Below are 870 nucleotides of genomic sequence, written 5' to 3' on the forward strand. Positions count from 1 at the left end.
TTAAAGATTCCTCGTTTCTTCTGACAGTCATGGTGACATTTATTATTGTCAACTTATTCTTTATTGGACCTCTCATGTTAAGCATCCCTATCCTTGCAGAGGATCGTTTTAAAGGAAATGCTTTTTATTTAAGTATTTTACAAAGTTCATTTGCTAGTGGCATGTTGTTAGGAGCTATAATCATGGGCTGGTTGAACATAAAAAGGAATAGAGGAAAACTTGCAATTTCTTTCATATTCTTGGAAGGGTTATTACTTATGATATTTAGCCGAGAAATTGATCTCTGGCTTGCTGCTGCTATCTTGTTAGCTATTGGATGTTGTGTATCGAGTATTAATATTCCCATAGTTAGTTTAATACAGGAGAAAACACCCTCAACCATAGTCGGTCGAGTTATGAGTGTAAATACAATGGTTTCCATGGGACTTATTCCAGTTTCTTATGGATTAGTTTCCACTCTTCTTAGCATTAATGTCGATATTAAATTTATCCTCTTATGTGCTGGTATCGTGATTGTATTATTTAGTGTACTACTTCTTTTAAAGGCTTCAGATCTTAAAAATACATGAGGCATCTACAATAAAACCAGGCCTTATTTAGTCACCATAATCCAGATTCTAGGAACAAGAAAGAGAGGAATTGTAAATAACTCCTCTCTTCCTAAATTTATTACCTATAAAGATTTGGATTTATTGCTCTTTTAATAGGTCCATTCTTTGCAAGATGCCATTCTACAACACGATCTGCCAAACGATCATACAAGTCATCTTCTAAATAAGGCTCATACTCAGAAGTAAGTAGAGTATTTACATCAGATTTGATTTCTAACAATGCATCTGGCTTAAATACCTCGTTGTCATTTAAGATTTT

1 protein-coding gene and 1 pseudogene are annotated in these 870 nt (G+C 33.8%); one reads left to right on the plus strand and one right to left on the minus strand.

Going from position 1 to position 870, the window contains the following annotated elements; genetic code table 11:
* Nucleotides 1-569, plus strand: a 569-nt coding sequence (locus AC27IT_RS27700; protein WP_487092251.1) for an MFS transporter, incomplete at its 5' end; no start/stop codon positions are given.
* A gap of 100 nt (nt 570-669) precedes the next feature.
* On the opposite strand, the pseudogene AC27IT_RS27705 reads toward AC27IT_RS27700, so the two are convergent.
* Nucleotides 670-870: pseudogene (locus tag AC27IT_RS27705) on the minus strand (hypothetical protein); the annotation flags it as partial.

The sequence above is a fragment of the Brevibacillus sp. YAE8 genome (genome assembly GCF_057543335.1).